Annotated in this window: 31 protein-coding genes; 19 read left to right on the forward strand and 12 right to left on the reverse strand. The window is 69.9% G+C overall.

Annotation, left to right across the window (positions count from 1 at the left end; translation table 11 throughout):
- Positions 1-317, forward strand: a 317-nt coding sequence (locus tag LV75_RS05185; protein ID WP_253885494.1) for a transposase family protein, incomplete at its 5' end; no start/stop codon positions are given.
- A 237-nt stretch (positions 318-554) separates the two neighbouring features.
- Here the strand turns inward: LV75_RS05185 and LV75_RS05190 are convergent.
- Genes LV75_RS05190 through aroA form a run of 3 tightly spaced genes read right to left on the reverse strand, consistent with a single transcriptional unit; the run spans position 555 to position 3,678 of the window.
- Positions 555-1,394: a PhzF family phenazine biosynthesis protein gene (locus tag LV75_RS05190; protein ID WP_253885495.1), complete on the reverse strand. Its 840-nt coding sequence runs from the start codon at positions 1,392-1,394 to the stop codon at positions 555-557.
- Between the two features lie 9 nt (positions 1,395-1,403).
- Positions 1,404-2,408 (reverse strand): ribosome small subunit-dependent GTPase A, encoded by a 1,005-nt coding sequence (gene rsgA / locus LV75_RS05195; protein ID WP_253885496.1) that lies wholly within the window; start codon positions 2,406-2,408, stop codon positions 1,404-1,406.
- Between the two features lies 1 nt (position 2,409).
- Positions 2,410-3,678, reverse strand: coding sequence for a 3-phosphoshikimate 1-carboxyvinyltransferase (gene aroA, locus LV75_RS05200; protein WP_253885497.1), 1,269 nt, complete (start codon positions 3,676-3,678; stop codon positions 2,410-2,412).
- 133 nt (positions 3,679-3,811) lie between these two features.
- Here aroA and LV75_RS05205 point away from each other — a divergent pair, with 133 nt between their 5' ends.
- The 4 genes from LV75_RS05205 to LV75_RS05220 all read left to right on the forward strand — a co-directional run bounded on the left by LV75_RS05205 (position 3,812) and on the right by LV75_RS05220 (position 6,460).
- Positions 3,812-4,615 carry an SOS response-associated peptidase gene (locus LV75_RS05205; RefSeq protein WP_253885498.1) on the forward strand — a complete coding sequence of 268 codons (804 nt, stop codon included), beginning with the start codon at positions 3,812-3,814 and terminating at the stop codon, positions 4,613-4,615.
- Between the two features lie 4 nt (positions 4,616-4,619).
- The gene (locus LV75_RS05210) at positions 4,620-5,240 is read left to right on the forward strand and encodes an alpha/beta hydrolase family protein (protein WP_253885499.1); all 621 of its coding nucleotides are present in this window, start codon (positions 4,620-4,622) and stop codon (positions 5,238-5,240) included.
- Between the two features lie 85 nt (positions 5,241-5,325).
- Positions 5,326-6,141 (forward strand): SCO4651 family lipoprotein, encoded by an 816-nt coding sequence (locus tag LV75_RS05215; RefSeq protein WP_253885500.1) that lies wholly within the window; start codon positions 5,326-5,328, stop codon positions 6,139-6,141.
- 97 nt (positions 6,142-6,238) lie between these two features.
- Positions 6,239-6,460, forward strand: coding sequence for a hypothetical protein (locus LV75_RS05220; protein ID WP_253885501.1), 222 nt, complete (start codon positions 6,239-6,241; stop codon positions 6,458-6,460).
- An 18-nt stretch (positions 6,461-6,478) separates the two neighbouring features.
- Here LV75_RS05220 and ybaK read toward each other — a convergent pair whose 3' ends face one another.
- A complete protein-coding gene (gene ybaK / locus LV75_RS05225) occupies positions 6,479-6,955 on the reverse strand; it encodes a Cys-tRNA(Pro) deacylase (RefSeq protein WP_253885502.1) in 477 nt (158 codons plus the stop codon).
- A gap of 250 nt (positions 6,956-7,205) precedes the next feature.
- On the opposite strand from ybaK, the gene LV75_RS05230 reads away from it, so the two are divergent.
- Positions 7,206-7,919, forward strand: coding sequence for a sigma-70 family RNA polymerase sigma factor (locus LV75_RS05230; RefSeq protein WP_372504141.1), 714 nt, complete (start codon positions 7,206-7,208; stop codon positions 7,917-7,919).
- Positions 7,916-8,236 carry a mycothiol system anti-sigma-R factor gene (gene rsrA / locus LV75_RS05235; protein WP_253885504.1) on the forward strand — a complete coding sequence of 107 codons (321 nt, stop codon included), beginning with the start codon at positions 7,916-7,918 and terminating at the stop codon, positions 8,234-8,236. Before LV75_RS05230 ends, rsrA begins: the two co-directional genes overlap by 4 nt.
- Before the next feature lie 82 nt (positions 8,237-8,318).
- On the opposite strand, the gene LV75_RS35815 is transcribed toward rsrA, so the two are convergent.
- Positions 8,319-8,393, reverse strand: coding sequence for a 50S ribosomal protein bL37 (locus LV75_RS35815; protein WP_096498094.1), 75 nt, complete (start codon positions 8,391-8,393; stop codon positions 8,319-8,321).
- 134 nt (positions 8,394-8,527) lie between these two features.
- On the opposite strand from LV75_RS35815, the gene LV75_RS05240 reads away from it, so the two are divergent.
- Both LV75_RS05240 and LV75_RS05245 read left to right on the forward strand, forming a co-directional pair.
- Complete coding sequence (locus tag LV75_RS05240) at positions 8,528-8,743, forward strand: biotin/lipoyl-binding carrier protein (RefSeq protein ID WP_253885505.1); 216 nt, start codon at positions 8,528-8,530, stop codon at positions 8,741-8,743.
- Positions 8,744-8,759: 16 nt separating this feature from the next.
- A complete protein-coding gene (locus LV75_RS05245) occupies positions 8,760-10,271 on the forward strand; it encodes a sensor histidine kinase (RefSeq protein WP_253885506.1) in 1,512 nt (503 codons plus the stop codon).
- 220 nt (positions 10,272-10,491) lie between these two features.
- Here LV75_RS05245 and LV75_RS05250 read toward each other — a convergent pair whose 3' ends face one another.
- Complete coding sequence (locus LV75_RS05250; RefSeq protein ID WP_054051690.1) at positions 10,492-10,746, reverse strand: WhiB family transcriptional regulator; 255 nt, start codon at positions 10,744-10,746, stop codon at positions 10,492-10,494.
- A 264-nt stretch (positions 10,747-11,010) separates the two neighbouring features.
- Positions 11,011-11,940 carry a diacylglycerol/lipid kinase family protein gene (locus tag LV75_RS05255; RefSeq protein ID WP_253885507.1) on the reverse strand — a complete coding sequence of 310 codons (930 nt, stop codon included), beginning with the start codon at positions 11,938-11,940 and terminating at the stop codon, positions 11,011-11,013.
- Positions 11,941-12,222: 282 nt separating this feature from the next.
- On the opposite strand from LV75_RS05255, the gene LV75_RS05260 reads away from it, so the two are divergent.
- Together LV75_RS05260 and LV75_RS05265 are read left to right on the forward strand one after the other, a co-directional pair.
- The gene (locus LV75_RS05260; RefSeq protein WP_253885508.1) at positions 12,223-12,615 is read left to right on the forward strand and encodes a hypothetical protein; all 393 of its coding nucleotides are present in this window, start codon (positions 12,223-12,225) and stop codon (positions 12,613-12,615) included.
- Complete coding sequence (locus LV75_RS05265) at positions 12,612-13,088, forward strand: GNAT family N-acetyltransferase (protein WP_253885509.1); 477 nt, start codon at positions 12,612-12,614, stop codon at positions 13,086-13,088. The genes LV75_RS05260 and LV75_RS05265 overlap by 4 nt, the downstream gene beginning before the upstream one ends.
- Here the strand turns inward: LV75_RS05265 and LV75_RS05270 are convergent.
- On the reverse strand, positions 13,069-13,533 hold the full coding sequence (locus tag LV75_RS05270; RefSeq protein ID WP_253885967.1) for a GNAT family N-acetyltransferase: 465 nt from the start codon (positions 13,531-13,533) through the stop codon (positions 13,069-13,071). The genes LV75_RS05265 and LV75_RS05270 overlap by 20 nt on opposite strands.
- Before the next feature lie 2 nt (positions 13,534-13,535).
- Positions 13,536-14,078 (reverse strand): histidine phosphatase family protein, encoded by a 543-nt coding sequence (locus tag LV75_RS05275; protein ID WP_253885510.1) that lies wholly within the window; start codon positions 14,076-14,078, stop codon positions 13,536-13,538.
- Positions 14,079-14,321: 243 nt separating this feature from the next.
- On the opposite strand from LV75_RS05275, the gene LV75_RS05280 reads away from it, so the two are divergent.
- Together LV75_RS05280 and LV75_RS05285 are read left to right on the forward strand one after the other, a co-directional pair.
- The gene (locus LV75_RS05280; RefSeq protein ID WP_253885511.1) at positions 14,322-14,849 is read left to right on the forward strand and encodes a helix-turn-helix domain-containing protein; all 528 of its coding nucleotides are present in this window, start codon (positions 14,322-14,324) and stop codon (positions 14,847-14,849) included.
- 27 nt (positions 14,850-14,876) lie between these two features.
- Positions 14,877-15,458 carry a PIN domain-containing protein gene (locus tag LV75_RS05285; RefSeq protein ID WP_253885512.1) on the forward strand — a complete coding sequence of 194 codons (582 nt, stop codon included), beginning with the start codon at positions 14,877-14,879 and terminating at the stop codon, positions 15,456-15,458.
- Between the two features lie 89 nt (positions 15,459-15,547).
- On the opposite strand, the gene sodN is transcribed toward LV75_RS05285, so the two are convergent.
- Positions 15,548-15,955 carry a superoxide dismutase, Ni gene (gene sodN / locus LV75_RS05290; RefSeq protein WP_253885513.1) on the reverse strand — a complete coding sequence of 136 codons (408 nt, stop codon included), beginning with the start codon at positions 15,953-15,955 and terminating at the stop codon, positions 15,548-15,550.
- Between the two features lie 84 nt (positions 15,956-16,039).
- On the opposite strand from sodN, the gene LV75_RS05295 reads away from it, so the two are divergent.
- Entirely contained in the window at positions 16,040-16,354 is a 315-nt protein-coding gene (locus LV75_RS05295; protein WP_253885514.1) for a S26 family signal peptidase, read from the forward strand.
- Here the strand turns inward: LV75_RS05295 and LV75_RS05300 are convergent.
- On the reverse strand, positions 16,351-16,953 hold the full coding sequence (locus LV75_RS05300) for a dTDP-4-dehydrorhamnose 3,5-epimerase family protein (RefSeq protein ID WP_253885515.1): 603 nt from the start codon (positions 16,951-16,953) through the stop codon (positions 16,351-16,353). The two genes, LV75_RS05295 and LV75_RS05300, sit on opposite strands and share 4 nt — an antisense overlap.
- Positions 16,954-17,346: 393 nt before the next feature.
- Between LV75_RS05300 and LV75_RS05305 the strand changes: the two genes are divergently transcribed.
- Both LV75_RS05305 and LV75_RS05310 read left to right on the forward strand, forming a co-directional pair.
- On the forward strand, positions 17,347-18,528 hold the full coding sequence (locus LV75_RS05305) for an NAD(P)-dependent malic enzyme (protein WP_253885516.1): 1,182 nt from the start codon (positions 17,347-17,349) through the stop codon (positions 18,526-18,528).
- 61 nt (positions 18,529-18,589) lie between these two features.
- Positions 18,590-21,148 (forward strand): sensor domain-containing protein, encoded by a 2,559-nt coding sequence (locus tag LV75_RS05310; RefSeq protein WP_253885517.1) that lies wholly within the window; start codon positions 18,590-18,592, stop codon positions 21,146-21,148.
- A gap of 1 nt (position 21,149) precedes the next feature.
- Here LV75_RS05310 and LV75_RS05315 read toward each other — a convergent pair whose 3' ends face one another.
- Positions 21,150-21,974, reverse strand: a complete 825-nt coding sequence (locus tag LV75_RS05315) for a hypothetical protein (RefSeq protein ID WP_253885518.1) — start codon at positions 21,972-21,974, stop codon at positions 21,150-21,152.
- Between the two features lie 159 nt (positions 21,975-22,133).
- On the opposite strand from LV75_RS05315, the gene LV75_RS05320 reads away from it, so the two are divergent.
- From LV75_RS05320 to LV75_RS05330, 3 genes are all read left to right on the forward strand, one after another.
- Positions 22,134-22,496: a hypothetical protein gene (locus LV75_RS05320; protein WP_253885519.1), complete on the forward strand. Its 363-nt coding sequence runs from the start codon at positions 22,134-22,136 to the stop codon at positions 22,494-22,496.
- A gap of 198 nt (positions 22,497-22,694) precedes the next feature.
- Complete coding sequence (locus LV75_RS05325) at positions 22,695-23,441, forward strand: GntR family transcriptional regulator (RefSeq protein WP_253885520.1); 747 nt, start codon at positions 22,695-22,697, stop codon at positions 23,439-23,441.
- A 175-nt stretch (positions 23,442-23,616) separates the two neighbouring features.
- Complete coding sequence (locus LV75_RS05330; RefSeq protein ID WP_253885521.1) at positions 23,617-23,922, forward strand: hypothetical protein; 306 nt, start codon at positions 23,617-23,619, stop codon at positions 23,920-23,922.
- The last annotated feature ends 15 nt before the right edge of the window (positions 23,923-23,937 follow it).

The following is a 23,937-nucleotide window of genomic DNA, read 5'->3' on the forward strand; positions in this document are numbered from 1 at the left end:
CGGGAAGCCGACACGACTCGTACTGCCTGCGGACATCGGGGATCCTGGACGAATACGATGTGACCGCCTGGATGGGCGACAAAGGCTACATCGGTACCGCGATGCTGACACCGATCAGGAAACCCAAACATCGCGACCTGCTCGACTGGGAGAAGGACTTCAATTATCACCACAACAAGAAACGAGCCATCGTCGAACACGTCATCGCCAACCTCACAACCTGGCGCATCCTCCACACCGACTACCGGCGGCCCATCGACACCTTCGCGACAACCATCTCCGCGGTCCTCGGCCTACAGTTCTACAGACAGGCGTGAATAACCCTCACAGCCTACCGAGGAACCCCGACAAACCCGGACCAGCGAACGAACCCTGTGCACAGCCGAGCACGTTGTGGGCAACCAACCACCGCAGGGTGCATCCGCAAGATCATCCGCGCCAAGAGCCCCCAAATACACAGCTTACCGAGGAAGTCCGACACAACGGCAGCGGCAAACAGCGGCCTGTGGATAACCAGAGCCATTGTGGATAGCTGGCACCGTTGCTGTGAACAGCTACTCGATCAGCACAGCATGTCCCGTCACGTGAATCCCCGCGCTCAACTCCGACGGGATCCCCACGGTGATCACCCCCGGTCGCCCGAGGTCGTCTCCCTGGTACACCGTCAGCGCCGCTGGCAAGGAGACCAGGCCCAGTTCTCGCAAGTAGCCGCCCAACGCCGCTGCTGCGGCTCCCGTGGCTGGATCTTCCACGACCCCGCCCGGTGGGAACGGGTTGCGCGAATGGATCACCGCCTCTGACTCGCGGTAGATCAATTGAACAGTCGTCCACCCCTGCTCGGCCATCAGATCTGCCAACGCCGGGAAGTCGTAGTCCAACTCAGCCAATCGCGAACGCGTTCCGGCGGCCACCACCGGATGCCACGCGCCCGCATAAGCCGCCCGCACCGGCAGCGCGGCATCAAGATCTTCAGCCGACCAGCGCAGCGCCGACAACAGAGCCGCTTGGATCTCCGCGGGGATCTCCTCCGTTCGAGGTGTCACGCTCGCCAGGGTCGCGGTGATCTCACCGGCCTCGGACTCCGTCGTGCTCACCTCCACCAACCCGGCTCGTGTGTGCAGCCTCAGCGGGCCCGCGCCGTGGGCTGCGGCGTGGGCCACGGAGGCCGCGACGGTGGCGTGGCCGCAGAAGGGGACTTCGGCCAGGGGGCTGAAGTAGCGGATGTCCAGGTCGCCGTCGGGGCGGGGGAGGAGGAAGGCGGACTCGGAGTAGTTGATCTCGGCGGCGGCCGCTTGCATCTCGCTGTCGGGTATGCCGGTGGCGTCCAGGACGACTCCGGCGGGGTTGCCGCCGTCGGGGTCGGTGGTGAAGGCGGCGTAGCGAAGGATCTGCACGAGGGCAGATTAGTCCTCGGACTTGGACTTCAGCAGTCTGCGAAGGGATTCCAACCGACCGGTGGTCGCTGTGCCCTCGTCGACCACCGTGTCCAGGTAGCAGTCGGGGTCCTCTGGCGCGCCGAGGTGGCCGCACCCCGACGGGCACTCTTCGGCTGCCGCGACGAACTCGGGGAAGGCGGAGACGATGTCGTTAGGCTTGATGTGGGCTAGGCCGAAAGCCCGGACGCCGGGTGTGTCGACTACCCAGCCGCCGCCGGGCAGAGGTAGGGCTACCGCTGATGTTGAGGTGTGCCGACCCTTGCCGACGCCGCTCACCGCGCCGATGGCTCGGGCCGCGTCCGGGACCAGCTTGTTGACCAAAGTGGACTTGCCCACCCCGGAGTGACCCACGAGCGCCGACACCCGGTCCGCGAGTAGCGACCGCACCTCATCCGGGTCGACGTCGAAACGGCTGACGACGACAGGTAGGTCCAACTCCTCGTACGCCGCCATCAGCGCTGCCGGGTCGCCTAGGTCTGCCTTGGTCAGGCACAGCCACGGTTCTAGCCCGCCTGCGAAAGCCGCCACCAGGCACCGGTCGATGAACCCGGTGCGAGGCGGCGGGTCTGCCAGCGCGCAGACGATCAGTAGCCGTTCGGCGTTGGCGACGACGACGCGTTCGTAGGCGTCCGTGTCATCGGAGGTGCGGCGCAGTTCGCTGACGCGATCGGCGACGCGGACGATGCGGGCCAGGGTGTCCGGGTCGCCGGTGGTGTCACCGACGATGTCGACCTGGTCGCCGATGACGATCGGGGTGCGGCCCAGTTCCCGGGCCCGCATGGCGACCACCAGGTGGTCCGGGTCGCGGTCCACCGCGCAGGTCCACCGGCCGCGGTCCTTGCCGACGACCATCCCGGTGACCGCGTCGGCGTGCTCCGGTCGCAGCTTGCTGCGCGGACGACTGCCCTTGCCGGGGCGCACGCGGACATCGGCCTCGTCCAGCCTGCTCCAGTCGCCGCGCCGGGCCGCCACGTCAGCGCGCCTCGTCCAGCATCCTGGCCCACATGGCGGGGAAGTCCGGCAGCGTCTTCGCGGTGGTCGCGATGTCGTCCACGCTCACCCCCGGCACGACGAGGCCGACGATCGCGCCCGCGGTCGCCATCCGGTGGTCGGCGTAGGCGCGCCACAGGCCGCCGTGCAGCGCGGTCGGGCGGATCGCGATGCCGTCCTCGGTCTCGGTGGCGTCGCCGCCGACCGCGGTGATCTCGGCCGTCAACGCGGCGAGCCGGTCGGTCTCGTGGCCGCGCAGGTGGGCGATGCCGCGCAGGACCGACGGCCCGTCGGCGAGAGCGCACAGCGCCGCCACGGTCGGGGTGAGCTCGCCGACGTCGCGCATGTCGATGTCCACACCGGACAGCTTCGACGGTCCCCGCACGGTGAGCGTGCCGTCGACAAGAGTCACCTCAGCGCCCATCTGCGCCAAGATCTCGCGGATAGCGTCACCGGGCTGGGTCGTGCTGGAGGGCCACCCGGTCACGGTGACCTCGCCGCCGGTGACAGCCGCCGCGGCCAAGAACGGCGTGGCGTTCGACAAGTCCGGCTCGATGACCCAGTCGACAGCGTTAACGGTGCCCGGTTCGATCCGCCACGTGTTGGGCTCACCGTCGTCGACGGTCACGCCCGCGGTGCGCAGCATCTCCACGGTCATCTCGATGTGTGGCATCGATGGAACGGGTTTGCCGCTGTGGTGCACGGTCAACCCCTTGTCATACCGGGCACCCGACAGCAGCAACCCGGAGACGAACTGAGAGGAGCCAGAGGCGTCAATTGTGACTGTGCCGCCGGTAACCCCACCGGTGCCGACCAGCGTGAACGGCAGGGCGTCCCCTTCGACTACCGCGCCGAGCCCGCGCAGCGCCTCCAAGATGGTGCCCATCGGCCGCTCCCGCGCGCGGGGGTCACCGTCGAAGCGGATCTTGCCGTCGGCGAGCACCGCGGCGGGGGGTACGAAGCGCATGACCGTGCCCGCGAGCCCGCAGTCGATCTCCGCCGGGCCGTGGAACCCGTCGTGGGCGCCCACGACGATCGTCGTGCCGTCGACCTCGACGGGCACGCCGATGGCGCGCAGCGCGCCGGTCATCATGTCGGCGTCGCGGCCGGTGAGCGCTCCGGTCACGGTGCTGGCCCGCCCGCTGAGCGCGGCGAGGACCAGGGCGCGGTTGGTGATGGACTTGGATCCGGGGATGGTGACAGTGGCGCTGATGGGTCCCGGTGCGACCGGGGCTGACCAGGGCTGCGGCATGCCGCAATCCTCGCGCACCGGCCGCCGCATCGGGTGACCGGCTCGCCACTGTCGGCCCGGCATGTCACGATTCGCCCACACCGTGGGTGGCGGTGGCGCTCCCGGTCGGGCGCGGAAGGGAAGGTGATCGGCCTTGTGCGGCAGGTACGCGTCCGCGAAGGACCCGGCGACGCTGGCCGCGGAGTTCGACGCGGTCGACGCCATGGGGGAGTCGGCACCCGATCTGGACTACAACGTCGCGCCGACCAAGAGCGTGGTCGCGGTCGTGCAGCGGCACCCGCGCGATCCCGACGGCGCCGTTGACCGGAGCCGGACCGAGCGCACCCTGCGGGTGATGAAGTGGGGCCTGGTGCCCGCCTGGGCCAAGGACGCCTCCGGCGGCGCGAAGATGATCAACGCCAGGTCGGAGACCGCGGCCGAGAAGCCCGCCTTCCGCAAGTCGCTCGCCGAGCGGCGCTGCATCCTGCCCGCCGACGGCTGGTTCGAGTGGCGCCGGGACAAGACCGCCAAGACCGCCAAGCAGCCGTTCTACACGACCCCGCGCGACGGCAGCAGCCTCGCGATGGCGGGTCTGTGGACGACCTGGCGGGACAAGGCCGACCCGGACTCGCCGGTGCTGATCACCTGCGCCGTCCTGACGACCGACGCGGTCGGCCCGCTGGCCGACGTCCACGACCGCATGCCGCTGCTGCTGGGCCGCGACAGCTGGGCCGGGTGGCTCGACCCGGACGCCACCGACGTGGCCGACCTGCTCGCGCCGCCCTCCTGGGACCTGGTCGACGGGCTGGAGATCCGGCCGGTGGCGCAGATGGTCAACAGCGTGCGCAACAACGGCCCCGAGCTGCTCGCCCCGCTCGACCCCACCGCCCTGCCCGATCTGGACCGGCCCGCCGACCAGCCCGCCGACGCGCCCGACCTGTTCAGCGGCCGGGCCTGACCCGATGACCCGCGCCGAGATCGACACCCCGCACGGCCCGGCGATCGCCGAACTGCACTGCGCCGCCGAGGGCCGCGCGGGCCTGCTGCTCGGGCACGGCGCAGGCGGTGGCATCAGCGCTCCCGACCTGGTCGCCGCCACCCGCGGTGCCACGGCGGCTGGCGTGCACGTCGCCCTGATCGAACAGCCCTACCGGGTCGCGGGCAGGCGCGCCCCGGCCCCGGCGGCGCAACTGGACACGGCGTGGCTGGCGGTCGTCGAGAGCCTCTCCGCCCAGTGGTTCGAGGGACTCCCGCTGCTGTTCGGCGGCCGTTCCTCCGGCGCGCGCGTGGCGTGCCGCACAGCGGAGGCGGGCGAGGCGGTCGGTGTGGTCTGCCTCGCGTTCCCGGTGCACCCGCCGGGCAAGCCGGAGAAGACCCGCCAGCCCGAGCTGGACGCGGTGACGGTGCCCACGCTCGTCGTGCAGGGCGAGAGCGACCCGTTCGGCCAGCCCGAGCCCGCGCACCTGCGGGAGATCGTGGGGATGCCCGGCGACCACTCGCTGCGAAAGGACATTTCGGCGATATCACGTGTCGTCGAGGAGTGGCTGCACCGTATCCTGCGACCGCTGGACCAGTTGGGTTGAGCGTGGCGGTGATCCCCGGTCCGGGGCACCTGTCTCTGGGGTAGAGCACCGAACATTTCGAGGGGATAGCACCACCATGGGGTTTTTGGGTAAGTCACGCCTGCTCGTGGCCGTGACGGCCGTCGCGACGCTGTCGCTGACCGCGTGCGACAGCGCGTCGCCGCAGGCCACCGGGGGCACCGTCGCCGCGGCGCCCGGGCAGGGCAAGAGCGCCTTCGACACGCTGCGCGGGCTCACCGACGCGGTCAAGGCCAAGAGCACCACCGCCAAGTCGGCGCACTTCACCTTCATCGGCTCCGCGGCGGGCCAGGAGTTCAAGGGCGAGGGCGACTACACCTTCGGCACCACGCCCGGCATGCAGATGACCATCGACACCCCCGAGGGTGCGGTCTCCATGCGGCTGGTCGACCCGATCGTCTACATCAAGACGCCGCAGGAGCTCGAGCCGGGCAAGCCGTGGCTCAAGCTCGACCTCAACGACAAGGACAACCCGCTCGCCGCGACGCTGGGCAAGTCGCTGGAGTCCGCGCGCCAGACCGACCCGACCAAGACCCTCGAGCAGCTCGCCGACGTCAGCGAGATCACCGGGGTCAAGGACGAGGAGGTCAACGGCCAGAAGACCACCCGCTACTCGCTGACCGTCGACGTCGCCAAGCTCAAGGGCAAGGCGGCCGGGATGGGCATGGACCCGGACAGCATCGCCGAGATCGAGAAGGCCGGGGTCAAGAGCGTCCCCGCCGACGTGTGGGTCAACGCCGACAGCCTGCCGGTCCGCTACGTGATGGAGTTCCCGGTCAAGTCCGAGAAGGTCAAGATCCAGGCCGACTACAGCGACTGGGGCAAGGCCGTCGACATCACCGCGCCGCCCGCCGACCAGGTCGCCGAGTTCCCGACCGGCTGAGCAGGCGCTCGCCCCCGCGAGGCGCCCCCGCACCCCACCGGTGCGGGGGCGCCTCGGCGTTTCGGCATGATGCCCGCGACAGCCCACGACGGAAGCGGTGCGCGTGAACGACGGCGACAGGGACGACCCGGACGACGACGATGACGACGACGTCCCCGGCCAGGTGCAGACCATCTGCCACTACTGCGGTGGCGGCGGGATGATCGCCGACCCCAAGCACGCCGTCATCGGGGGTGCCCCCCGCACGGTCGACAACGGCCGCCCCTGCCCGCACTGCGCCACCGACGGGCACTTCACCGGCATCATCCCGCCCGTCTAGGCGTAGACCAGCGGGGGACTACTTGGCGGCGATGTCGGCGACCACGGCGTCGGCCAGGGTGACCAGGTCGGTGCTGGCCAACTCGATCTCCAGGCCGCGGCGGCCACCGGAGCAGAACATGGTCGGGAAGCGGGTCGCCGAGGTGTCCAGCACGGTCCGCAAGCGTTTGCGCTGCCCGAGCGGGGAGATGCCGCCCGCCACGTAGCCGGTTGTGCGCTCAGCCACAGCGACCTCGGCCATCTTGGCCTTCTTCCCGCCCACCGCCGCCGCCAGCGCCTTGAGGTCCAACTGCGCGTCGACCGGCACGACCCCCACCGTGAGCACCCCGTCGACCTCGGCCAACAGCGTCTTGAACACCCGCGACGGTTCCACACCCAGTGCCGCGGCCGCCTCCAGGCCGAAGGACGCCCGCGGGTCGTGCTCGTACGAGTGCACCTTGTGCTCGACCTTGCGCTTGACCAGAAGCGCCGTCGCCGGGGTTCCCTGTCCTGCCACGGCCCCGAAGTTTAGGCGCTGTCCGGCGGGTCCGGCACGCGCTATCCGCGCCCGCGCGGCCCCTGGCCGCACGGGCGGAAAGCCCAAGTACAACCCGGTACGTGCGGCTTCCCGTCCGCGCACCCAGGAACCACGCGGATCACCGATCCCACGCACCGGACCCACCGGACAGCGCCTAGGGAATGGCCCGCCCCCGCCCGGTGTTGACACAGGCGTGCAGACAGGTGCGGTGGCGGACCGGCGGGTTCCGATGGTGCGGCTTGCGGAAGGCGGCCCGCGCTCACGGGGCCGCGTAAACTCGGGGGCGCCATACGCGCACCTGAACACGGGTGTGCGAGCCCCCGAAAGGAGCCCGGTGCCCCGCACCGACGCCCAGACCGAACCGGAGACCCCGGCAGTGCGGGCCGACCGGTTCGAGCGCGACGCCATGCCGCTGCTCGACCAGCTCTACGCCGCGGCGCTGCGGATGACGCGCAACCCGGCCGACGCCGAGGACCTCGTGCAGGAGACCTACCTCAAGGCCTTCGCCGCGTTCGCGTCGTTCTCCGCCGGGACCAACCTCAAGGCGTGGCTCTACCGCATCCTGACGAACACCTACATCAACGGCTACCGCAAGCGGCAGCGGCAGCCGGTGCAGGCGCCGACCGACGAGATCACCGACTGGCAGCTGGCCAAGGCGGAGAACCACACCTCCAGCGGCCTGCGCTCGGCCGAGGCCGAGGCGATGGACCTGCTGCCCGACGACGACGTCAAGCAGGCGCTGCAGCAGCTGCCCGAGGAGTTCCGGCTCGCGGTGTACCTCGCCGACGTCGAGGGTTTCGCCTACAAGGAGATCGCCGAGATCATGGGGACGCCGATCGGTACGGTGATGTCCCGATTGCACCGGGGCAGGCGCCAGCTGCGCGACCTGCTCGCCGATGTCGCCCGCGAGCGCGGGTTCGTCCGGGAGGTGACCGGAGCGTGAGCGCCGAGAAGACGCCCTGCTCGGACGTGCTGTCCGAGGTGTGGCTGTTCCTCGACAGCGAGTGCGACCGCGACCGGCGCGACGCGCTGCAGCAGCACCTCGACGAGTGCAGCCCGTGCCTGGCGCAGTACGGCCTGTCCGAGCAGCTCAAGGTCCTGCTCGCCCGCAAGTGCGGCGGCGAGCAGGCGCCGGACGAGTTCCGCGAGCGGGTCCGCGCCTCCATCAGGCAGACGGTCATCCAGCACCGGGGTGCCCGGGTCGAGGTGACCAGCGCGCGCGTCGAGGTGAGCGCCCCGGTCGAGCAGCGCGACGACTGAGCCCGGTCGCGCCGCCCGATCACGCGAACAGGCCCCGGTACCGCACGGGTACCGGGGCCTTCGACGCGCTGGGAGCTGGTGCTCAGGCGTTGGGGCGCTTGCCGTGGTTCGCGCCGCCCTTCTTGCGGTCGCGACGCTTGCGTGCGCGCTTCGACATGCTGCCTCCTCGGTCGAGCGTTTGGCTTGAGTGCACAATTTTGCCACGTCCGCGTTGTCGTCCTGGCAGGGCCCGGTCGTGGTTGGATTGTCGCCGGGGAACACACCAGCGCCAGCTGAAGGGGAGTCGGGCAGATGGCCCACGAGATCCACGCCGAGATGGTCGCCAACGTGCTGAACGTGGTGGCCAGGGAGGGTGACACCCTCGTCGAGGGGGACACGGTCGTCATCCTGGAGTCGATGAAGATGGAGATCCCGGTGCTCACCGAGGAGAACGGGACGCTCACCCGGCTCGCGGTCAAGGAGGGCGACGTGGTCCAGGAGCACGACCTGATCGCCGTCGTCGAGTAGGCGGCGCGACCCAGGGATGTCCACCCTCTCCGACCTGCTCGCCGAGCACACCGGGCTCTCCGGTGGCGCCGTCGACCACCTGCAGACGGTGGTCGCGGAGTGGCAGCTGCTGTCGGACCTGTCCTTCGCGGACTTCCTGCTCTGGGTGCCCGAGACCGCCGCCGACGGCACACCGCTGCCGCCCGGCGCGCAGGGCCGCTACATCTGCGTCGCCCAGGCCAGGCCGACCACCGGCCCGACCGCGCACCCCGAGGACGTCGTCGCCAGCCACACCAGCGCCCAGGAGCACCCGCAACTGCGCCGGGCCGTGGCCGAGCGGCGGATCTGCCGGGAGGAGGACCCGCGTTGGTACCTGGGCGTCCCGGTCCGCCGGGAGGTCATCCCGGTCACCTTCGCGGGCGAGGTCATCGCGGCGCTCTCGCGCGAGACGAACCTGGCGGTGCCCCGGGTGCCCAGCGCCCTGGAGATCGCCTACCTCGGTATCGCGGGCGACCTGTGCCAGATGGTGGCCGACGGGACGTTCCCGACCACCGAGCCGTCACCGGACGTGCACACCAGTCCCCGGGTGGGTGACGGGCTGATCCGGCTCGACACCGCCGGGGCGGTCGTGTTCGCCAGCCCCAACGCGCTCTCGGCGTACCACCGGATGGGGCACGCGTCGGACCTGGTCGGGGTGCGGCTGGCCCCGCTGACCCGGTCGTTGATCGGCGACCCGTTCGACGCGACCGAGGTGGCGCAGCGGATCGTGTCCGCCCTCGACGGCCAGCCGGGCATGCGCACCGAGGCCGAGTCCCGCCGCGGCGCCGCGGTGCTGTTCCGGGCGCTGCCGCTGCGGCCAGCGGGCAAGGCGGCCGGGGCGCTGGTGCTGTGCCGGGACGTGACCGAGGTGCGGCGCAGGGACCGGGCGCTGCTGTCCAAGGACGCCACCATCCGCGAGATCCACCACCGGGTGAAGAACAACCTGCAGACGGTGGCCGCGTTGCTGCGCCTGCAGTCGCGGCGCACCAGCAGCCCGGAGGCCAAGGAGGCGCTGGCCGAGTCGGTGCGCCGGGTGGCCGCGATCGCGATGGTGCACGAGACGCTGTCTACGTCGGTAGACGAACGGGTCGACCTGGACGCCTTGGTGGACAAGGTGATCCCGGTGGTCGGGGACGTGGCGGTGGCCGAGAGCCACGTGAAGGTCCGCAAGAGCGGCCAGTTCGGTGTGGTCGCCGCGGAGACGGCGACCCCGCTGGTGATGGTGCTGACCGAGCTCATCCAGAACGCCGTCGAGCACGCGTTCCCGCCCGGCTCCTCCGGCGAGGTCGTCGTCTCGGCCACCAGGTCCGCGCGCTGGCTCGACGTGCTCGTCGCCGACGACGGCCGCGGCCTGCCCCCGGGCTTCTCCCTCGAACGGACCAACGGCCTCGGTCTGCAGATCGTGCGCACCCTCGTCGAATCCGAACTCCGCGGCACCCTCTCGCTGCGCCGCCGCGACGAAAGCGGTACCGAAGCCGTCCTTCGCGTACCCCTTTCCCACCGCCGCTAACTTTGACGAAATGTGCCAAAGTCCTCGGCTATTCTCTTGTCTATCCAATGAATAGCCACAGGCACCATTGCCTTCTGGGGCTTACTCAACCTTGGACCGGGGGGTCCGGGGGGCGAAGCCCCTCCGGCCGGGGGTGTGGGGGCTTGGCCCCCACAGGGCACAATGCAGAACGACCCCTGTCTGCGCTTTCCGCAGACAGGGGTCGCTCAGTCTCGTTCGGCTACGCGTTGCTCCGGGCCCGAGTCCGGGCGTTGCGGCGCTTGAGCGCGCGACGCTCGTCCTCACTCATACCGCCCCAAACGCCAGCATCCTGGCCGCTTTCGAGCGCCCAGGACAGGCAGTTGGAAGCGACGGGGCAGCGGTGGCAAACGGCCTTCGCCTCGGAGACCTGAAGGATCGCAGGACCGCTGGTTCCCACCGGGAAGAACAGCTCGGGGTCCTCGTCACGGCAGGCCGCGCGGTGGCGCCAGTCCATTTCTACTGCTCCTCGCTCGGGGCGCGTGTGGGCGCGCCTCTAGTAGTCATCCGGTCGTCGGGGTGCTTGTGAATGCTTTCACGAACCAGGGAGATGTCAAGAGTTCTTCTCCGCCCGGTGAGTGAACTCACCCGAAAGTGACTGGTCAGCGGCCTGCGGGTGCGGAGAGCAACGATTTGATCACGACGCTGTTCGCTCGGGTCGTACGTCCGGGGCAGTGCGCCCACCCGTCCGGGCGGCGCGGTGACCGGCTGGAATTGTGGTCTAGACCACAGCCACCGCGAGTGCGGAAGGGACGGACACGAACTCGACTCGCGTGCGCTCGCCGATCAGGTCGCCGTCGCACTGCAGCCGAACCGGCTCCGGTGCGCTGACCACGATCCTCGCCACGTCGTCGCGGCGCACCAGGTTTTTCCCGCGGCGCACGCCCTTGTCGCTCAACGCCTGCCGGAAGTGCCGCAGGACGGTGGGCGCGCTCAGCGTGCGCAGGGAGAAGAAGCCGAGCCCGGTCTCGAAGCCGCAGCCGGGGTTGAGGTGGATCGGTCGCGCGCCGAGGTAGGTCCAGGGGTCGGTGTTGGAGACGAACGCCAACCGAAGTCCGGTGATCGGATCTTCCCCAGGTAGCTCTACCGTCAGATTCGGGCGACTGTGCTTAGGGCGGGCATAGCGGGCGATCGAGACCCGCGCATAAAGAGAAGGACTGGCTCGCTTGCCGCGCCTGCGATCGACGTCCGCGACCACATCGGCGTCCCAGCCCATGCCCGCGTTGAAGGTGAACCACCGCCGCGAAGGTCCGGACTCGACCAGCCCAAGTCCGACCCGGCGACTCTGCCCTTGCTCGATAGCGCGCAAGAGCACGTGCGTCGCTTCGACTGGATTGCGCGGTAGGCCCAACGCGCGTGCGAACACGTTCGCCGAACCCCCGGGAACCACGCCCAGCATCGGCGTCGCTCCGGAGGGTCCTGCCGCCAAGAGGCCGTTGACGACCTCGTTGACGGTGCCGTCGCCACCGTGCGCGACCACCAGGTCCGCCCCGTCGACGGCCGCCTGCGCGGCGGCGGTGAGGGCGTGACCCCGGTAGTCGGTCTCGACGACCTCCAGTTTCACCTGACTGGCCAGGGCGTGCGCCAGCACGTCCCGACCCGCCGGGGTGGTGGCGGTCGCCTGCGGGTTCACCACTAGGACAGCGCGCATTACCCGAGAGTAAGCGAGGCGGGCGGGATTACCCGCCGCCTGAGCCCGGTGGTGAGGGGTGACACATGCTCGCCGAGGACGCGGCTCCCTTCGTCGCAGCCTGGACCTCGGGTTCGGCAGGTGCACCCAGACGACCGTCTGTCCCGTCGTACCGCGAGGAGCTGACACCGCTGATCTTGCCCGCCCCGGTCGCCGGAAACGACCGGCCGTCCGGGTGGCATACGATCGGCGGTGTGCACGCAGGGTCATCGTGCGCTAGCCAACGACTCCGGGAAGGCCGTCGTGCCACTGTCCTCCGCCGCCCCCCGCACCGTCCGCGCCGCGGGTGCCATCGTCGGCCTGCAGGGCCTCGTCGCGCTCGTGTTCACGGTGCTGCTGCTGATCAGGGGCCTGTCCGGCGAATCGGAGCTGGGCACCAACGTCTTCGGTGAGGCGGCGTACTTCGCGGTGCTCGCCGCCGCGGTGCTCGCCTGCGGCGCAGGCCTGCTCATCGGCAAGACCTGGGCCCGCAGCCCGGCGATCGTCATCCAGGTCCTGCTCCTGGGCGTCGCCTGGTACGCGACCGGCCCGTCCGGCCGCCCGGAGTACGGCATCCCGGTCGGCGTGGTGTGCCTGGCCGCCCTGGTCTTCCTGTTCAACCCGGCCACCACCCGGTGGGCGCAGGGGGAGGAGTGATCATCCGGCTCGCCCGCGCCGAGGAGTGGGACCGCCTCTGGCCGCTGTGGCACCGGGTGGTCGCCACCGGCACGACGTACATGTGGGACCCGGCGACGGACTACGAGACCGCCCGCGGCCTGTGGATGGCCGGCGAGGTCTTCGTGGCCCTCGACGGCGACGAGGTGGTCGGCACCGCGTTGCTCAAGCCCAACCAGCTCGGCCTCGGCGACCACATCGCCAACGCGGGCTTCATGGTCGACCCCGACCGCGCGGGCCGGGGCATCGGCCGCCGCCTGGCCACCGAGGTGCTGGCCCACGCCCGCGCCGCGGGCTACACCGGCATGCAGTTCAACGCGGTGATCTCGACCAACACCGGCGCCGTGGCCCTCTGGACGTCCCTGGGCTTCGAGATCGTGGCGACCATCCCCGGCGCGTTCCGGCACGCGTCGCTGGGACGCGTGCCGGTGCACATCATGTACCGAGATCTGTGAGCGCCTGGTCGGTCAGCCGGTAGACGGTCCACTCGTCCATGGGGACGGCGCCGAGGGACTTGTAGAAGCCGATCGCGGGCTCGTTCCAGTCCAGCACCGACCACTCCAACCGCTGGTACCCGTTGTCGACGCACTCCTTGGCCAGGGTCTGCAACAGCGCCTTGCCCAACCCGTGCCCGCGCATGCTGGGTGTGACGTACAGGTCCTCCAGGTAGATCCCGTGCTTGCCTCGCCACGTGGAGAAGTTCAAGAACCACAAGGCACACCCGACGACACGACCGTCCACTTCGGCCACGTGCCCGAACAGCGCCGGGCTGTCGCCGAACAGCGCCGCGGTGAGCTGTTCCGCGGTGAGGTGGCACTCGTGCCTGGCCCGCTCGTACTCGGCCAACTCGTACACGAGCCCCACAATGGCGTCCACATCGGACGGTTCAACGCGCCGAATGCTCAACTGCTGACTCCTAGTCTGGCGATCTGCGGCGACTCACGCTCGTGGTCGAGCACGGTGACCGTAGCCGGATCATGCCTGAAATGAACCCCGAACCCCGCCGCCTGACCGATCCAGACCGCGGCCAGCACCCGGCTGAAATGCCCGTGCCCCACCAAGACGACGTCCTCCGACACCCTGCCGAGCACCCGCCGCGCCCTGCCAGTGACCTCGTCCGCGCTCTCCCCGTTGGGGCAAGGGTGTGTCCACACGGTCCAGCCGGGCACGGTCTCCCGGATCTGCGGCGTGGTGAGCCCTTCGTAGTCGCCGTAATCCCACTCGGCCAGGTCCTCGGTGACCTCGGTGATGGTGAGGCCCGCGAGCTCAGCGGTCCTGATCGCCCGACTCCTGGGACTGCACAGAACGGGGATGTCCTTGGGCAGACCCGCGATCAGCCTGGCCCGCTCCTCACCCACCACCGTGAGCGGCACATCCGTCCTGCCGGTGTGCTTCCCCGTGTCCGACCACTCAGTGGCCCCGTGCCGCAACAGGTAGACGGTCATGACTCGGATCTAACCACTCAGTACCCGAGCGGGTTCGTCGACCTCAGGGGCATCGCAAGTACACAGAGGACTGCATGTGAAGCCTGAGATCAAGTGGGCGCCCAACTCTCAACGCCTGATCGACCCACCCTGCACCGACTACACGCCAGCTTCGCCGCGCCACCCCGCACGTGATCTCGCCCGACCAACGGCGTCTAGACGAACGAAACGAAACTTGCTATGTTTTGTGCGTTGGAGGTACCCATGGAGCAGTCCCTCAAGCAAGAGACCTTCCTGCCCGAACCTGACGGCCAGGACCGGATGGGGCAGGTCATCAGCTTCCTCGAGGCTCAGGAACGTGCTGGTCGCGGCACGCCCAGGACCACCTGTCTGCTGAGCGGCGCCGAGCCGCACGATCAAGTCGAGCTGCCGCCGGAGCTGTACCGCGTGTTGCGCCAAGCCGCGGAAGCGCTGCAACGCGGCTTAGCGGTGACGATCGCACCGGTGGGGCAGAAGCTGACGACCCAGCAAGCGGCGGAGCTGCTCGGTATCAGTCGCCCCACGCTGGTGAGGCTGCTGGAAGACGGCGAGATCCCCTTTGAGCGCGTGGGCAGCCATCGCCGGATTTCGCTGAGGGAACTCCTGGACTACCAAAGCAAACGGCGAGCTGCGCAATACGCATTCCTGGCGGCGACCACGGTCGATGAAGATGAGGATATTGAGACCGCGCTGAAGCGTGTACGTGAAGCCCGCCGAGAGGTTGGAACCCGACGGCGGGGTCGTTCTTCTTAGGAGACGGCGCACTGGCAGGATGGCGGCGTGTTCGCCGCACTGCTAGACACCTGCGTTCTTTGGCCCAGCCGTCAGCGGGACTTCCTGCTGTCGCTGGCGATCGAAGGCTTGTACCGCCCGCTCTGGAGCGGTGCGATCTTGGAAGAGCTCGAGTACGAGGAAGCGCGGAAGTTGGTTGAGCGTGGATTCGCGCCTGAGGGCGCCGATCGCCGTGCTCGCAACCTGATCCTTCAGATGAGGCAGGCATTCAACGATGCCGAAGTCGTCGGCTGGGAAGCCCTCGTGGGCAGCTACGGCCTACCGGACCCCGATGATGAGCATGTCGTCGCCGCTGCCGCGTTCGGTCACGCTGGGGCACTTGTGACCCACAATATAAAAGACTTCCCCGAGGCTAAGATGCCCAACGAGGTCCAAGTGGTCACGCCTTCAACCTTCGCGAGCAACACGGTCGCCCTCAGTCCTACACGTGCCCTGGTCGCACTGGAACAGATGGCGAGCCGGTCCGGTGCCAATGGACCGAAGATGGATGTGCGCGCAATTCTCGCCATCCTGAAAGAGCGCTACAAAATGCACGATGCGGTTGGTCTGATCTGGCCGTTGCTACCATAGCAACAAGTCATCCGCGCTGGTGATGCCGCACAAAAAAATGGTGCTGACCAGCTTGATCGCCGGTCAGCACCATTTGCGGTCCGGGTAGCTCAGGCCTGCTTGGTCTCCCAGAAGATCTTGTCGATCTCGGCGATCAGGTCGAGCAGGGCCTGGCCGGTGGCCGGGTCCATCGAGCCCTTCGTCCCGCTCGCACCCGCGGCCTTGGTGGCGCGGTTGAACAGGTCGTGCAGGTGCGGGTACTTCTCGAAGTGCGGCGGCTTGAAGTAGTCGGTCCACAGGACCCACAGGTGGTGCTTGACCAGGTCGCTGCGCTGTTCGGCGATCAGGACGGCCCGGGTGCGGAACTCGGGGTCCGCGTTGTCCTGGTACTTCTGCTGGACAGCCTTGACCGACTCGGCCTCGATGCGGGCCTGCGCGGGGTCGTAGACACCGCAGGGGAGGTCGCAGTGGGCGGTGGCCTCCAGGCGGGGGGCGAGCAGGCGCGACAGCAGTCGCATTGTTCCTCCATGGGCAGGATGCTCCGACGGGGACGACCCTACTCCCGGCATCATCTCCGGGCAGGTGGAGGTGATCAGGTGGTCATGGGCGGGATGCCGGTGCGCCGGGTGCGGGTGCGGGGGCCGTCGATGTCGCCCGCGCTGGGGGACGGGGACACGGTGGTCGCGGTCAAGCGGCGACCACGGGTGGGTGACGTCGTTCTGGTCACCTGGGAGCTGCGGCCGGGGCAGGTGTCGGTGAAGCGGGCGGTTCGGCGGGAGGGTGCCGGGTGGCACGTGGAGGGGGACAACCCGTTCGCGTCCACCGATTCCCGCACTCTGGGACCGGCGAGAGTTCACGCGGTCGTCACCTTCCGGCTGTGGCCGCGGCCGGGCAGGCTGCGGCCACCCGGGCCCTAACGAGCGCGCTGCTTCTCGTACCAGGCGACGCAGTCGGAGTACCGCGGCAGCAGGCCCGCCGCTTCCGCCTCGGCCAGGGACGGCGCCGCGACGTCCTTGTCGGACATCAGCGGCTCCAGCTCCGGTGCCCAGGGCAGCGCCAACGTCGGGTCCAGCGGGTTGATGCCGCGCTCGGCCGACGGGTTGTAGCCGGTGGAGCACAGGTACGAGATGACCGTGTCCTCCTCCAGCGCCACGAACCCGTGCCCGACGCCCTCCGGCACGTACACCGCGCGGAAGTCGACCGGGTCCAGCCGCACCACGTCCCAGGCGCCGAAGGTGGGCGAGCCGACCCGGATGTCGACGACGAAGTCGAGCAGGGCGCCCTGCGGGCAGTAGACGTACTTCGCCTGGCCGGGCGGGACGTCGGCGAAGTGCAGGCCGCGGACGGAGCCCTTGCGCGAGCGGCTGTGGTTGGTCTGCGCGACGGTGAACGGGTGGCCGACCGCCTTGGTGAAGGCCTCGCCCTGGAACGGGGAGACGAACACGCCGCGGGTGTCGGGGAAGGTGCGCGGGGTGAACTCGAAGGCGTCGGGGACGCGCAGCTCTCGTGCCTGCATGGGGAGCAGCGTAGGCGCCCGGTCGGACCGCCCCGCAGCAGGCGCTGGTCACGCAGCGAAAACGTTAGTCGGCGCTAGCACGCGCTTAGAAAACCGGACGGACGTCTTGGGAAACCGCCCCTGACCTGCGGAAAATGCCGCCACGATGTGATCCCCACCGCAGACACCGGTGTCCGCGTGCTGGCAGACTGTGGCCACCGCAGCGCCACGCGGCCGCCCGCCCCACACCCCGGGGTGACGGCCCCGAGCCGCACACAGGCAGCCGAACCACCGACTCCGCACGTCCCGCGGGCACCCCACGCACACCCCCTGTGCCGTAGGCGCGCGCCCGCGACCCCACCCGCTCCGCGCCAGCCCTGCGTCGAGCACTCGCAGCGAGATCCAGGAGGACGCATGACCGCGTTGAACGAGAGGACCAGCAGTCCCGTCACCGACGAGGAGATCTTCGCCGCGCACGAGGGCGGCAAGCTCGGCGTCGCGGTGACCAAGCCGCTGGCCGACCCGCGTTCGCTCTCGATCGCCTACACCCCCGGGGTGGCCAGGGTGAGCCGCGCGATCGCCGAGGACAAGGCCCTCGCCGCCCGCTACACCTGGGCGTCGCGCCTGGTCGTGGTGGTCTCCGACGGGACGGCGGTGCTGGGCCTGGGTGACATCGGCGCGGCCGCGTCGCTGCCGGTCATGGAGGGCAAGGCGGCGCTGTTCAAGACCTTCGGCGGCCTCGACTCGATCCCGCTGGTGCTCGACACGACCGATGTGGACGAGATCGTCGAGACCCTGGTGCGGCTGCGGCCCTCCTTCGGCGCGGTCAACCTGGAGGACGTCTCGGCGCCGCGCTGCTTCGAGTTGGAGGCGCGGCTGATCGAGGCGCTCGACTGCCCGGTCATGCACGACGACCAGCACGGCACCGCGATCGTGCTGCTGGCCGCGCTGCGCGGGGCGAACACCGTGCTCGCCAAGGACATCGCCGACCAGCGCGTGGTCATCGCGGGCGCGGGCGCGGCGGGTGTGGCCTGCGCGAAGATCCTCATCGCCGCGGGCGCGGGTGAGGTGACCCTGCTGGACTCGCGCGGGATCATCCACTCCGGCCGCGACCACCTGAACCCGGTCAAGGCCGAGTTGGCCGAGCTCACCAACGCCTCCGGGCTGCGCGGCGGCCAGGCCGAGGCGCTGCGCGGGGCGGACGTGTTCGTCGGGCTGTCGGCGGGCACGGTGCCCGAGGAACTGGTCGCCACCATGGCCGACGACTCGATCGTGTTCGCGCTGTCGAACCCGGACCCGGAGATCCACCCGGAGGTCGCCGCCCGGCACGCCGCCATCGTGGCCACCGGCCGCAGCGACTTCCCGAACCAGATCAACAACGTGCTGGCCTTCCCTGGCATCTTCCGCGGCGCGCTCGACGCAGGCGCGCGGCGGATCACCGAGGCGATGAAGCTGGCCGCGGCGGACGCCATCGCCGCGGTGGCCGCGGACGACCTGGCGGTCGACAAGATCGTGCCGAGCGCGCTCGACCCGAGGGTCGCCCCCGAGGTCGCGGCGGCTGTGGCACGGGCGGCGCGGGTGGACGGGGTAGCCTGAGAGCCGGCGGGATGCTCGGCAGGTGCCCCACCCGCCTACTCGAGGGTGGAGGGAACGCGCCGTGGCCGAGCATGTCGTGCGCGCCGGACTCCCCCGGGTCGCGCTGCCACCCGGCGGGTTCGACAGCGACGCGGGTCGGGTGCTCGCGCCCGACCTGACCCGACCGGACGTCGTGGGGTTCACCGACGACCCGGCCGCTGAGCGCGCCCTGCTGCTGGAGGCCCAGCGGATCGCCAGGATGGGCAGTTGGACGCTGGACGTGCTCACCGGCGAGGCGTACCTGTCCGACGGCCTGCGCGGGCTGTGCGGCCTGCCCGCCCGCGCGACGCTGACCGACCTGCTCGCGCTGGTGCACCCCGAAGACCTGCCCGTGCTCAACGACTTCCAGGCGGCGCTGCGCGCGCGGCGCTCGTCGCAGCCGCTGGAGCTGGAGGTCCGCGACGACACGGGGAAGCGGTCGTACCTGGTCCGCGCCCGCCCGGAGTTCGAGACCGGCGGGCGCGTGGTCCGGGTGCACGGCACCGTGCAGGACTTCACCCGCTTCCGCGCGCTGGAGCGGCAGCTCAGCCAGGACGGGCGGCTCTTCCGCGAGGCGCAGCGGGTGGCGCGGCTGGGCACCTGGGAGTGGAACACGGTCTCCGGTGAGTGCCTGTGGTCCTCGATGCTCTACGAGCTGTTCGGCGTCGAGGCGGGCACCAAGATCACCTACCGGGACTACCTGCAGCTGGTGCACCCGGACGACCGCAGCTGGGTCGACCAGCGCTGGCAGGAGCTGGCGGGCACCCGGCGACCGGTCGAGTGCGAGCACCGGGTCATCCGCCCGGACGGCAAGCGCCGGGTGTTCCGGGTGCGCGGCGAGGCGGCGGGCACCGACAACGACCGCAACGTCATGATCGGCACCGCGCAGGACGTCACCGAGCAGCGCTCCACCGAGACCAGGATGCAGCGCTCGAGCAAGCGGTTCACCGACCTGGTGGCCATAACGCCGGTCGGGATCGCGCTGTTCGACGACGCCGAGCGGCTGGTCGACGCCAACGACGCGCTGTGCTCGCTGCTGGGCCTGGACCTGGAGCGGCTGCGCGGGATGAGCGCCGAGCAGCTGACGCACCCGGACGACCGGGAGGCGCGGCGCGGGCGCGAGTCGCACTCGTTCCACAGCGGCCAGCGGGTGCTGGTGACCGCGACCGGCAAGCCGGTCTACTGCGAGCTCAACGCCACGGTGTCGGTCGCCGACGACGGGCAGCGGTTCTGGTTGGTGGTGTTCGCCGACGTCACCGACCGTCGCCGGGCCGCCGAGCGACTGCGCTACCAGGCGACACACGATGAGCTGACAGGGCTGCCGGGGCGTGCGGCGGTGAAGGAGTTGCTCGGCAAGCTCCTCGGCGGGCGCGACTACGAGCGGATCGCGCTGCTGTTCTGCGACGTGGACAACTTCAAGCGGGTCAACGACTCCCTCGGCCACGACGTCGGCGACGAGCTGATCACCGCGCTGGCCAGGCGGTTGGAGCGCGGGCTGCCGCCCAGCTGCACGGTCGCCAGGATGTCCGGCGACGAGTACGTGATCATCTGCTCGGACGTGGAGGAGGCGGGCGGGGTCGAGGCGCTGGCCAACCAGGTGGCCAGCCTGCTGCGCACCGCGGTCCCGGTCCGCGACCAATTGTTGCGGGTCTCGGCGTGCATCGGCGCCGCTGTCCCGAGCGGCCCGGAGACCAGCGGCGCCGACCTGCTGCGCTACGCCGACGCCGCCATGTTCGCCGCGAAGGCCCGCGGCACCGGCCGGGTCTCCATCGCCTCGGACAAGCTGATCGCCTCGGCCAACAGCCAGATGCTGCTGGAGGGCCAGCTCCGCGAGGCGATCATGAACGACCAACTGGTGCTGCACTACCAACCCGTCGTCGGCCCGGACGGCGCCGTGCTCTCCGCCGAGGCGCTGGTCCGCTGGCCGCACCCCGAACGCGGCCTGCTCTACCCCGGCGACTTCCTCCCGGTGGCCGAGCAGGGCGACCTCCTCGGCGAACTCGACCGCTGGGTCCTGCGCGCCGCCTTCACCGAGGCCGCCGAGTGGCCCCAGCTCTGCGGCGCCATCCTCGGCGGCGGCGTCGGCATCGCGGTCAACCTCTCCGGCCTGGTCCCCGGCGACCCCGAGTTCGTCGACGTGGTCTCCGCTTCCGTTGCGGCGACCGGGATCGCGTGGGACCGGGTGGTCCTCGAACTGGTCGAGACCAGCCTGATCGACCTGCCCTCGCGCAGCCGCGAGGCGATGGCGGAACTGGTCGAGCGCGGCGTGCGCTTCGCGGTGGACGACTTCGGCACCGGCTACTCGTCGCTGGCCCGGCTCAAGGAACTCCCCGCCCAGATCATCAAGATCGACCGCCGCTTCGTCTCCGGCGTGGCAACGGACGCCTCGGACTTCGCGGTGGCGCGGGCGCTGGTGGACATGGCCCGCGCGATGGGCCGCAGTTGCGTCGCGGAGGGCGTGGAGAACGCGACGCAGTTCCACGTGCTGCGGGGCGTGGGCGTGGACGCCTACCAGGGCTGGCTGTTGTCGAAGCCGCTGCCCGCCAAGGAGTTCCGGGAGATCTTGAAGCTCGGGCCGGTGCACATCCCGCGCGGCACCTGAGTCACCACGCGGCGGGGTCGGCGACGAGCTCGCTACTGGTGATGGCGTCCTCTGTGTACTCGCAGCGGATGACAGCGCTGAACTCGTTGTCGCCGAACGCTTCCCAGAGCTCCGTGAGGTTCTCTGCCAGGTAGTGGACGACACCGTGCGATCCGAACGCGCTGATCCCGGCAATGTGGATGACTGTCCGGCCATCGATGCTGTGGCGAGCCAGGTAGCCGAGATCGGCGTCGGTCGGTGTCGCATCGTTGCGCGGAGAGCCGTGCTTGGCGCCGTTCTCCCGGTCCATGATCCACCACCGGTTGTCGACCTTCACCATGTCCAGCCGAGGATCCCTCACGAGCAACGTCGCCGCGATCGGCGCCGACTTCGGCCCGCAGATGACCACCGAGTCGCCCTCGAACAACTCCGCGTGATCCGACCGGATCACCTCGCTCTTCGCCAAGAGCGCCAACTCGCCGAGCAGCCTTTCCACGCCGCGCTGTGCGCCCACGTCAGCCGCATCGATGTAGCTCCGCGCCTGGTCATCCACCCCGCGGCGCAACGGCACCCCGACGGTGACCGGCCCAACCCCGAAGAACGCCCGCTCCGACGGCGGCGCGGTGCCGCGGATCTGCGTGATCCGCCCCTTGCTCACCCCGAGCGCCCCGGCGATCTCGGTGTAGCTCATCCCCAGCGCCCGAGCCTCATCGATCGCCACCCGCCGAAGCCTGGCCAGTTCGTGCTGCCGCTGCCGATAGGCGTCGCCCAAGTCGCCCGCGCGCCGCGCCCGCCGCAGCGGATCGGGCTCGGATCGGACGCTGTCCAACTCATCTCGCCAGCTCATAGGCTTGTTTAGGCCCCCTTGACCCTCTCGCGCGATCGTCGTGACAGTACGAGTTTATACCCCCTCAACAGCAACCCGCACCGAGTGCTTGGAGAGGTCATGACGCACACCTCAGACCCGCGCGAGAGCCGCACGACACTGTGGGTCGAGTTGCCCCGGTTGATCGACTCCGCCCGAGCGCACCTCGACAGCCACCCGGCCCTCGATGTTGCCAGCATCGACATCTCAGCCACCGCGATCGCTCCGGGACGACTGGAAGTTCACGTATCCGGCTCCCGCCCCGTTGCCAGCGCCCGCGTGCTCGACTGGCTGGACACGCTCACCAATACGTCTCTGTTCTTGCAGGTTGAAGCCAATCCCGAACAACCCAAGGCCATGGTCTTCGGCCGCCTACCCGACGGGACGCCAGCCACCGTGATCGCCCCACTCGCGGAAGACGACGTCGTGGGTATCACGCGCGACCGGATCGGCGACTGGGTGTTGCACTGGCTTCGCATGCAAGCCGTGGATGTCGCGGCGTAGACGAACGGCTGCGCGGACCGGGTTACTCCGCTGCGGTGAGGATGGCGCGGAGGGGGAGTTCCGGGAGGTCTTGAAGCTGGGGCCGGTGCACATCCCGCCCGGCACCTGAGTCACCACGGCGTTGCGCTCCGGCGGGTCGGTTGTCATCGCGCGGGCCCAGGTGCGCTGATAGCGTGATCCGCTGTACAGAAGTCGTGGGTGGAGGTGGCGGTGGAGCGGGTGGGGTATCGGGCCATCGCTGACGGGGTTCGGGGGTTGATCGACTCGGGCGAACTCGGGGCGGGCGACCGGGTGCCCAGTGAGAACGAGCTCATGGCGACCTACGGGGTGGAGCAGCCGACGGCGCGGCGGGCGTTGGAGGTGCTGAAGAACGAAGGGCTGATCGTCGCTCGGCGTGGGGCGGGGACGTTCGTGCGGGAGTTCCGGCCGTATCGGCGGGTTTCGCCCGACCGGCTCCGGAGTTGGGGTGCGGGGACCTCGATCTGGGCGGCCGACGACGAACGGCGGCCGGTGGTGGCGGGCGTCGAGGTCGCGGAGGAGCTGCCGCCCGGCCATATCGGGCGGGCACTCGACTTGGCGGACGGCGACCTGGTGCTGGTCCGGCGGCGGTCGTATGTCGTCGAGGGCAAGCCGATCCAACTGGCCGAGACGTACTACCCGGCGGAACTCGTGCGGGGCAGCCGGATCGCCGAGCCCGACACCGGACCGGGCGGCGCCTACGCCCGACTCGCCGACCTGGGCGCGGCGCCGGTGCGGTTCCGGGAGGAACTCCGCTCGCGCATGCCCCGCGAAGAGGAGCGGAAGGCGCTGGACCTAGCCCAGGGCACCCCGGTGATTTGCGTCGTTCGGACCGCGTACACCGCCGACGGCACACCGGTGGAGGTCAACGAAATGACCTTGGACGCGGGCTCCTACGTCCTGGAGTACCACTTCACCGCAGAGTGAAGGCTTCTGTACAGAACAACTTGCGCGTAGGTCCGCCGCGTGCTCCACTGGTGAAAAGTTCTGTACAGAGGAGCAGTACCTGGACGCACTGGCCACCACCTGGACCGCTCTCGCCCAGTTGACCGAATCCGCACGGGCGCACCTTGATCGCCACCCTGATCTCCCAGTCGCCAGCGTGGATGTCTTCACGGCCGGCATCGGCCCAGGTCGGGTGGAGATCTACGTTTCCGGGCCGCGCGCCGAGGCGTGCTCTCGGCTCCTGGCGTGGTTCGAGACGCTGGCCCGCGCATCCTTGTGCCTTCAGTTCGAAGACGACCCACATCAGCCGAAGGTCATGCTCTTCGGGCGTCTGCATGACGGCACCCCGGCCGTTGTGGTTGCACCGCTTGCGGAAGACGACGTCGTGGGCATCACGCGCGACCGGATCGGCGAGTGGGTCCTGCATTGGCTTCGCATGCAAGCCGTGGATGTCGCTGCCTAGACGAACGGCTGCGCG

This window comes from Actinokineospora diospyrosa, assembly GCF_024171925.1.
GTDB lineage: Bacteria > Actinomycetota > Actinomycetes > Mycobacteriales > Pseudonocardiaceae > Actinokineospora > Actinokineospora diospyrosa.

Coding starts and splice junctions, on each gene's coding strand:
- LV75_RS05295 (WP_253885514.1), top strand. CDS start 16,040: ATGGGCGGGATGCCGGTGCGCCGGGTGCGGGTGCGGGGGCCGTCGATG.
- LV75_RS05240 (WP_253885505.1), top strand. CDS start 8,528: ATGGCCCACGAGATCCACGCCGAGATGGTCGCCAACGTGCTGAACGTG.
- LV75_RS05315 (WP_253885518.1), bottom strand. CDS start 21,974: ATGAGCTGGCGAGATGAGTTGGACAGCGTCCGATCCGAGCCCGATCCG.
- aroA (WP_253885497.1), bottom strand. CDS start 3,678: ATGCCGCAGCCCTGGTCAGCCCCGGTCGCACCGGGACCCATCAGCGCC.
- LV75_RS05275 (WP_253885510.1), bottom strand. CDS start 14,078: ATGACCGTCTACCTGTTGCGGCACGGGGCCACTGAGTGGTCGGACACG.
- LV75_RS05250 (WP_054051690.1), bottom strand. CDS start 10,746: ATGGACTGGCGCCACCGCGCGGCCTGCCGTGACGAGGACCCCGAGCTG.
- LV75_RS05280 (WP_253885511.1), top strand. CDS start 14,322: ATGGAGCAGTCCCTCAAGCAAGAGACCTTCCTGCCCGAACCTGACGGC.
- LV75_RS05255 (WP_253885507.1), bottom strand. CDS start 11,940: ATGCGCGCTGTCCTAGTGGTGAACCCGCAGGCGACCGCCACCACCCCG.
- LV75_RS05245 (WP_253885506.1), top strand. CDS start 8,760: ATGTCCACCCTCTCCGACCTGCTCGCCGAGCACACCGGGCTCTCCGGT.
- LV75_RS05305 (WP_253885516.1), top strand. CDS start 17,347: ATGACCGCGTTGAACGAGAGGACCAGCAGTCCCGTCACCGACGAGGAG.
- LV75_RS05300 (WP_253885515.1), bottom strand. CDS start 16,953: ATGCAGGCACGAGAGCTGCGCGTCCCCGACGCCTTCGAGTTCACCCCG.
- LV75_RS05210 (WP_253885499.1), top strand. CDS start 4,620: ATGACCCGCGCCGAGATCGACACCCCGCACGGCCCGGCGATCGCCGAA.
- sodN (WP_253885513.1), bottom strand. CDS start 15,955: ATGCGACTGCTGTCGCGCCTGCTCGCCCCCCGCCTGGAGGCCACCGCC.
- LV75_RS05230 (WP_372504141.1), top strand. CDS start 7,206: ATGGTGCGGCTTGCGGAAGGCGGCCCGCGCTCACGGGGCCGCGTAAAC.